8 protein-coding genes are annotated in these 7,690 nt (G+C 68.2%); 7 read left to right on the top strand and 1 reads right to left on the bottom strand.

Going from position 1 to position 7,690, the window contains the following annotated elements; genetic code table 11:
* The first annotated feature begins 2 nt into the window (after positions 1-2).
* The 6 genes from N7590_RS15715 to N7590_RS15740 all read left to right on the top strand — a co-directional run bounded on the left by N7590_RS15715 (position 3) and on the right by N7590_RS15740 (position 6,246).
* Positions 3-959, top strand: a complete 957-nt coding sequence (locus tag N7590_RS15715) for a type II secretion system F family protein (RefSeq protein WP_279935718.1) — start codon at positions 3-5, stop codon at positions 957-959.
* A 28-nt stretch (positions 960-987) separates the two neighbouring features.
* Positions 988-1,923 (top strand): type II secretion system F family protein, encoded by a 936-nt coding sequence (locus N7590_RS15720; RefSeq protein ID WP_053449998.1) that lies wholly within the window; start codon positions 988-990, stop codon positions 1,921-1,923.
* A complete protein-coding gene (locus N7590_RS15725) occupies positions 1,923-2,804 on the top strand; it encodes a Flp pilus assembly protein TadD (protein WP_164240391.1) in 882 nt (293 codons plus the stop codon). The genes N7590_RS15720 and N7590_RS15725 overlap by 1 nt, the downstream gene beginning before the upstream one ends.
* Positions 2,801-3,271, top strand: coding sequence for a DUF3613 domain-containing protein (locus N7590_RS15730; RefSeq protein WP_053508730.1), 471 nt, complete (start codon positions 2,801-2,803; stop codon positions 3,269-3,271). Before N7590_RS15725 ends, N7590_RS15730 begins: the two co-directional genes overlap by 4 nt.
* 8 nt (positions 3,272-3,279) lie before the next feature.
* Positions 3,280-5,433, top strand: coding sequence for a TadG family pilus assembly protein (locus N7590_RS15735; RefSeq protein ID WP_053508728.1), 2,154 nt, complete (start codon positions 3,280-3,282; stop codon positions 5,431-5,433).
* Positions 5,434-5,532: 99 nt separating this feature from the next.
* Entirely contained in the window at positions 5,533-6,246 is a 714-nt protein-coding gene (locus N7590_RS15740) for a DUF2968 domain-containing protein (RefSeq protein ID WP_040007538.1), read from the top strand.
* Positions 6,247-6,312: 66 nt separating this feature from the next.
* On the opposite strand, the gene N7590_RS15745 is transcribed toward N7590_RS15740, so the two are convergent.
* Complete coding sequence (locus N7590_RS15745) at positions 6,313-6,699, bottom strand: hypothetical protein (RefSeq protein WP_239544039.1); 387 nt, start codon at positions 6,697-6,699, stop codon at positions 6,313-6,315.
* A gap of 186 nt (positions 6,700-6,885) precedes the next feature.
* Here N7590_RS15745 and N7590_RS15750 point away from each other — a divergent pair.
* Positions 6,886-7,690, top strand: an 805-nt coding sequence (locus tag N7590_RS15750; RefSeq protein ID WP_279935719.1) for an alpha/beta hydrolase, incomplete at its 3' end; no start/stop codon positions are given.

A 7,690-nucleotide genomic window follows, 5' to 3' on the forward strand; every position in this document is an offset into this window, starting at 1 on the left:
GCATGGGCACCGGTCTGCTGCTGGGCGTGCTGAGCATCATCTCCGTGCTGCTGGCGCTGGCGGCATGGCTGTGGGGCACGGCCAGCACCCGCGAGCAGCGCCAGGCTTCGCTGCAGCATGCCGAGCAGCAGCTGGCGCGTGGCAATACAGCCACTTCGCCATCGGCCAGCATCGCCAGTGCCGCCGCCAACGAGCCCGCGCGGCCTGCCAGCAGCGGGCGCAGGCCGCTGCCCTGGAATGGACTGCTGCAACGTGCAGGCCTGCAACCGGGTTGGAAACTTCCGGTGATGCTGCTGGTGCCGGGGCTGGTGCTGTCACTGACGGCCATGCTGCGGCTGGGCACTGCGTGGATGTTCCCGCTGACCCTGCTGCTGTACGCGCTCGGTTGCTGGCTGTGGATCATGCGCCGGACCACCCGGCTGCGCGCGCAGCTGCTGCACCAGCTGCCCGATTTCCTCGACAACCTGGTGCGCCTGACCGCCCTGGGCAACAGCCTGCAGGCGGCCTTCCAGGTCGCGTCGATGCAGACCAGCGCGCCGCTGCGTGGCCTGCTCGACACCACGGTGCGCTATGCCCGCAGCGGCATGGATCTGGATCGTGCGTTGTCACTCGCCGCACAGCCCTATCGCATGGATGTACTGAAGGTGCTGTCGGTGGTGATCGGCGTCAGCGTGCGCATCGGCGGCCGCTCCGACCAGATCCTGCAGCGTATGGGCGACTTCATGCGCGACCTGGAACAGGCGCAGCAGGAGCTGGCGGCGACCACCTCGGAAACGCGGATGTCGGCCTGGGTGCTGGGCCTGCTGCCGCCGGCCAGCGCCGTGCTGATGGCCATCGCCAGCCCCGACTTCTTCCAGCCCGTGCTGCACGAGCCGCTCGGCCACAAGGTCCTGCTGATCGCGTTGGGCCTGGAGCTGGTGGGCGCTTTCCTGCTGTATCGACTGGCCAAATCGCTATGAGCCATCGCAGCCCCCCTGGAGAAGCCCGATGAGTGCAAGCACCTGGTTTGCGCTTTCACTGCTGGTGCTGGCCGCGGGCGTGGCCCTGCTCGGGTTTGCCGGTTGGGTCCGCAGCCATCGTGAACAGCGCACGTCGGCCACGCTCAAGACCGCCCTGCAGCCGCGTGACGAAGCGCGCGAAGTGGAAGCCACGGGCCGCGACTCGCTGGGCTGGCTGGAGCGCTTCGGCCGCGCGCTCAGTGGTGGCCGCCTGGAAGCCGCGCTGCTGGCCAACGAGGATCGCCTGCTGCTGGATCTGGCCGGCTGGAACACGCGCCGCGGCACCGCCATCTATCTCGGCGTCCGCCTGCTGCTCGCGCTGCTGGTACTGGCCCTTGCGCTGGCCTTCAGCGAAGCGACCGGGCTGGCGAAGATCATGGTGGTGATCGGTGCACTGGCCGCGGGCCTGTTGCTGCCCAAGTTCGCCCTGTCTGCCTGGGTCAAGCGTCGCCGCCGTGCAGTCGAGAACGAGCTGCCGTTGCTGATCGACCTGCTGCGCCTGCTGCAGGGGGTGGGATTCAGCATGGACCAGAGCCTGCAGACGCTGGGCGACAAGCTGCGTGATGCGCTGCCGATCCTCGGCGGTGAACTGCAGGAAGCCAACGTGGCCTACACCCACGGGCGCACCCGCGCGCAATCGCTGCGCCGCCTGAGTGACGTCTACGGTGACGACGACCTGAGCAGCCTGGTGCAACTGATCCTGCAGGTGCATGCACACGGTGGCGCGGTGCAGGAGCCACTGCGCCAGTTCAGCATCCGCCTGCGCGAGCAGCGCCGCAATTCGCTGAAGGAAAAGGTCGGCAAGCTCTCGGTGAAGATGACGGTTGTGATGATGCTGACCCTGCTGCCAGCGCTGATGCTGGTTCTTGCCGGCCCGGCGCTGGTTGCGCTGGCCGCCACCATGTCCTCGATGGGAACGACCTGATGCCCGCCCTTCGCACCGCCTGCCTGCTGTTCGCCCTTGCCGCCGTCGCCAGTGGCTGCGCGTCGACCACGCCGAAGTACCTGCGCGCGCCCAGCCTGGCCGCGCCCGAACCGGCACCACAGGACAGCCGCAACGCCTACCTGGAACTGATCGCGCGCATGCAGCAGCAGGGCGCCTGGTATGCCTCGCTGGCCCACGTCGATGCATTCCGCCAGCGCTACGGTGATCGCCCGGCGCTGCGGCTGCTGCAGGCCGACGCCCTGCGCGAAACCGGGCAGGCCGACGCGGCCATCGCGCTCTACCGCGAACTGTCCACGGGGCCGCAGGCGGCCGCCGCCGCACATGGCCTGGGCCTGATCGCCGCGCATCGCGACGACGACGCCGGCAGCGAGCAGTCTCTGGCCCGGGCCACCCAGCTGGAACCGCTGAACACCGACTACCTCGGCGATCTGGGCTACGCGCGGCTGCGCGCAGGACAGTTCGACCAGGCCCGTGAGCCGTTGGCAAAGGCGCTCGAGCTGTCACCCGGCAATGCCAAGGCGACGGCCAACCTTGCGCTGTGGGCGGTGCTGCGTGGGGACACCGCCACGGCCGAGCGCCTGGCCCAGCAGGCCAACCTCAACGAAGACAGTCTCCGCGGCATCCAGCAGCAGGCCGAGCAGATCCGCGCGCGCCTGCAGCAGCGCCAGGCTGCAGCAGCGGCACGCGAGGTGGCAGCCACCCGCGCGGTTGCCAGCACGCCCGCCCGCCCGCAGGCCGCAGCCCGGCTGGCCGCCGAAGCGCGACGCGACGCCCGCGATGAGCGGAATCCGCAGCGCCTGCCACCTTCGATGCTCGAACGCTTCAGCACCCCAGACCAGCCCACCGGGAACACGCCATGATCAAGCCACACCTGACCCGTCGCCTGTTGCCCGCGCTGAGCGGCCTGCTGCTGGCGACAGCTGCCCAGGCACAGCAACAGCCGCTGACCGGGCAGATGCTCGGCGGCGCCCGTCCCGCGGCAACCGCAGCGCAACCGCTGCAGTCCGAAACGCTGGCAACGGTCGACGTGTCCGCGCCCGAGGCACCTGTACCCGTACCGGCACCCGCCCCTCCCCCTGCCTACCACGTCGCCAGCACTGCGGCCGTACCTGCGCCCGCGGTACGCCGCAGCGAGATCGGCGACGCCACGCGCAGCCTGTTCCAGCTGCAGGCCTCGGGGCAGCAGGCCGGCCCGCGCCTGCCGATCCTCGGCGACCAGGCCACCCTGAGCTACGCACGCTACCTGAAGAGCTTCCAGCACGAGATTCCCGATTTCTTTGAAACCGATGTCGGCAAGTCCAAGGGAACATCCTCATCCGGACGTTGAGGTAGGCCATGAAACGCCCACGCCAGTTCAGCTTCAACCGCCCCCGCGGCGGCATGTCGGTCACAATGATGCTGGTCATGCTGGCGCTGCTGGCCATGCTCGGGCTGGTCGAGATCGGCTACCTGTTCTGGGCCAAGCGCGATGCGCAGAAGGTCGCCGACCTGGCGGCACTGGCCGGCGCCCAGCGCCTGGAACTGTGCACGTCGGACAACAGCGACAACAGTGCGGCGCGGCAGAGCGCGCTGACTCAGAACCGGTTTGCCGGCAGCCTGCAGATCAGGTGCGGGAACTGGAGCGCGACACGCGACACGACCAACCGCTTCCAGGCCACCGTGGATGCGGCCAACCCCCGCAACGCCGTGCAGGTCATCGCGCAGCGAAGCGTGCTGCCCTTCTTCGGGCAGAACACCAGCTTGCCGACCGTCAGCGTGCAGGCGGTGGCGCGCCGCTCCGAGCCCACTGCGGTGTTCGCCGTCGGCTCGCAGCTGCTGCGGACCCGCGGCGATTCGCTGCTGATGTCGACCCTGCGCCTGATCGGCCTGGATGTCACCAACGCCACGGTGCTTTCCTATGACGGCCTGGCGCAGGCCAACGTCACACCCTCCGGCCTGCTGAAGGCGCTCAACATTCCAGTCAGCGCCAACCTCAGTGTGGCCGACTTCAACCGCCTGCTGGCGGTCAACAAGATTTCGCTGGCGCAGCTGGTCGACGCCACCGCCACGGTGGTCGGCCGCGATACCACCGTCGGCGTGCAGCTGCGTGCCCTGTCGGACCTGGTCGCCACCCGGCTGGACATCACCAAGCTCAACATCGCGCTGGGCAGCGAATCCGGCGGCGGTGGCCTGTTCGCCGAGGTCATCTCTCCGGACGGTACCGCCGGCAGCGCGCTGGAATCGAAGATCAGCGTCCTCAACCTGATCAGCACCGCCATTTCCATCGCCAATGAAGGCAACGGCATCGCGATCGGCGGCCTGAACCTGCTGGGCATCAACGTGCAGGCCGGGGTGGTCGAACCGCCGTCGATAGCCATCGGGGGCGTGGGCTCACGCGCCTACAACGCGCAGGTCCGCCTGATGGCCGATGTCGACAGCAACAACCTGTTTGCGCTTGGCCCACTGCTGCAGCTGCTGGGTACGCGCCTGCATCTGCCCGTGCACGTCGATGTCGCCAACGCGATGGGCACGCTGACCGGCATCCAGTGTGGTGGCACCTCGCCCCAGGCCACCATCCAGGTCGACTCCTCGGTGCTGCGCGCCTGCGTCGGCAACGTCGATCCCGCACAGCGGTTCTCCAAGAACAATGTCTGTGACAACACCCTGCAGAAGGAACAGCTGCTGACACTGCTGGGCCAGCCCTTGATCAACGACAAGATCACCCTGCCCGCGTTGACCAGTTCGCAGAACCTGACCCTGGCTGCCGGCGAGAGCGGCTCCACCCAGATCAATCCGCTGGCACTGGGCAATGCCGTTTCCGATCTGGTCAACGAGTTGCTGCGGGTTCTGTCCGGCATGCTCAGCTCACCCAAGCAGGGCATGAGTGCGAATGACACCGCCAAGGCGCTGGCCGACCGCTACCTGCAGGCGACGTTCCCGCCCAACACGCGCTATGACGTCAACAAGCTGATTCCGCTGCTGCGCGATGGCGACCCCAGCCGGCAGCTGGCGCCGCTGAACAGCTGGAATGTGCCCGGTGGCCTGCCCTACGCCTGCGGCCTGCTGAACCTGGTCACCTGCCACAAGGACGGGCCGGTCTGGGATGCGTTCAAGGTCACCGTTACCGGCCAGGGCCTGGGCGTGCTCGACGGGCTGCTCGGCTCACTGGTCGGCGGCCTGCTGATCAACCGCTGCGACAGCCTGCTCGGCAACCTGATCGACTACAACGGCTGCGTGCGCAACAACCTGGCGTCGTACATCCAGACCGCGCCGGCCGGCTTCCTCGATGGTGCCGGTGGAACCGGCGTCAGCAACCCCGATGGCAGCGTCAGCTGCAGCGGGCTGCTGTGCACGCTGCTGAAGCCGATCCTGGCCGCGCTGCGCCCGGTCCTCAACAGCGTCGGCACCCTGCTGACCAACCTGCTGGCCAGCGTGCTGGGGCTGGAACTGGGGCGGACCGATGTCAACGTGCAATCGATCCAGTGCAGCGCCGCGCAGCTGGTCTATTGACCCGTGACGGGCGCCCTTGGCGGCGCCCGCGCCCATGCTAGACTCCCGGCGGGGAACCACCTTCATCTCAACCCACACTCATCCGTGGATGGTCTAGACATGCGAGAAACTTCAGGGGGCGCGGTCTTCGCCCGTCAGGCGCGCGGCGCGGCAATGCTGGCCGTGGCCATGATGCTGGTGGCACCGGCGGCGATGGCTGCCCGTGGCGACCGCGAAGCAGCCGCAGAGCCGGCCGCGCGCACCGCACCGGTAGTGCGCAACACCGTGGACGAACTCAAGCAGCTGATGGATTCGCGCCAGCTGACCGAGCTGCGCACCACCTACAACGGCAACTACGGTGCCAGCCTGCTGTTCAACGCCAACACCCTGACGTATTACGTCGCGCTGTTCCAGGAAAAGAACTTCTGGCGGGTGATCAAGACCGATGCCGTGGACAACGCCGAGCGCGTGTACCGCACGTTTGCGCAGCAGTCCGAGCAGCTGGCCCAGGTCTATATCGACACCACCCGGCTGGAAGCCGGCAAGCGCTACACCGAGCGCCTGGTGGCCTACAACGAGGAGCGCCTGCGCACCCTGCAGCAGGAAATGGAACAGCAGCAGGCGCAGTCGGCCCAGGTCAGCGCGGCCCTGCAGCAGGCCCAGCAGCAGGCGGTCAGCCTCAGCACCGACGTGCAGAGCACCAACAGCCAGCTGGACGCGCTGCAGCGCCGTATCCAGATCCTGCAGGCCGAACAGGGTAACCCGGAGCTGAGCCTGCCCAAGCCGGACAGCGTGCCCTCGCCGGCACCGGCGGCGGCCAGCGACGGTCGCTGAGCCCGCGCGTCCAGCGTCTCCGCACAACGGCGCCCTTGGGCGCCGTTGTCGTTTCCAGCACTGAAATCAGCGACACGCGTCGTGCACCGCGTCATCCAGCCGTCGGCGCTGTACGAAGTCCAGGCGCCTGGCCCTGGCCAACGCCTTCCCGCGTTGCTGCCGCGCACGCTCACAGGCGCGGGGATCGGCGCTGATCGGGATCAGCGCAGCGCGCGCGCGCCCGGGGCGTGACGCCCGCCGTCGGGCCGGCGCTGCAGTGGACGTGGCAGGCACCGGGCCACGCGGCAAAGACTGTTCCGCCGGAACGTCCCAGCGCCATTCCGCACGCCCCTGGCACGGCGTCTGCTGGTAGACAGGGTAAGCGCCGTCCACGCACTTGTAGACGTGGGTCTGCGCGCCTACTGCAGCCGACAGCAGCAGGCACACCAACAGGCAGCATGGAAGTCTGGGCATTGCGGGCTCCGCGACAGGTCCGCTGCCATCGTCAGCCGGCCCCCGGTCCGCCGCCAGAGCGATACACGTCACAGCCCAGGCAATCCAGCACAGGCGTGCAAGGCGTCCGATATCCATTGCGCTGTACTGCCGGAGGCACCGGCAGGCCTGCCGGTGCCTTCCCTCCCTTCCGCCAAGGAACCTGCAATGAGCAACTACGTCACCGTCGCCGATGGCGCCCGCATCTTCTACAAGGACTGGGGCAGCGGACAGCCGATCGTGTTCGCCCACGGCTGGCCGCTGTCCTCCGATGCCTGGGACCCGCAGATGCTGTTCATGGGGCAGAACGGCTATCGCGTGATTGCGCACGACCGCCGCAGCCACGGCCGCTCCAGCCAGACCTGGGACGGCAACGACATGGATACCTACGCCGACGACCTGGCCGCGATGATCGACGCGCTGGACCTGAAGGACGCGATCCTGGTCGGCCATTCCACCGGCGGCGGCGAAGTGGCCCACTACATCGGCCGCCACGGCAGCAAGCGCGTCGCCAAGGTGGTGCTGGTCGGCGCCGTGCCGCCGTTGATGCTGAAGACCGCCGGCAACCCGGCCGGCACTCCGCTTGAGGTGTTCGACGGCATCCGCAAGGGCACCGGCGGCGACCGCTCGCAGTTCTTCAAGGATCTGGCCACGCCGTTCTTCGGCGCCAACCGCGATGGCAACAGCGTCACCCAGGGCATGCGTGATTCGTTCTGGCTGCAGGGCATGCTCGGCGGCGTCAAGGGCCAGTACGACTGCATCCACGAATTCTCGGAAGTGGACTACACCGGTGACCTGAAGAAGATCGACGTGCCTGCGCTGGTCGTGCATGGCGATGATGACCAGATCGTACCGTTCGATGCTTCGGCCAAGCTGTCCTCGCAGATCATCAGCGACGCCGAACTGAAGGTGTATGCCGGTGCACCGCACGGCCTGACGGTCACCCACGCCGACGCGTTCAACGCCGACCTGC

Source organism: Stenotrophomonas sp. GD04024, assembly GCF_029837545.1.
GTDB lineage: Bacteria > Pseudomonadota > Gammaproteobacteria > Xanthomonadales > Xanthomonadaceae > Stenotrophomonas > Stenotrophomonas forensis.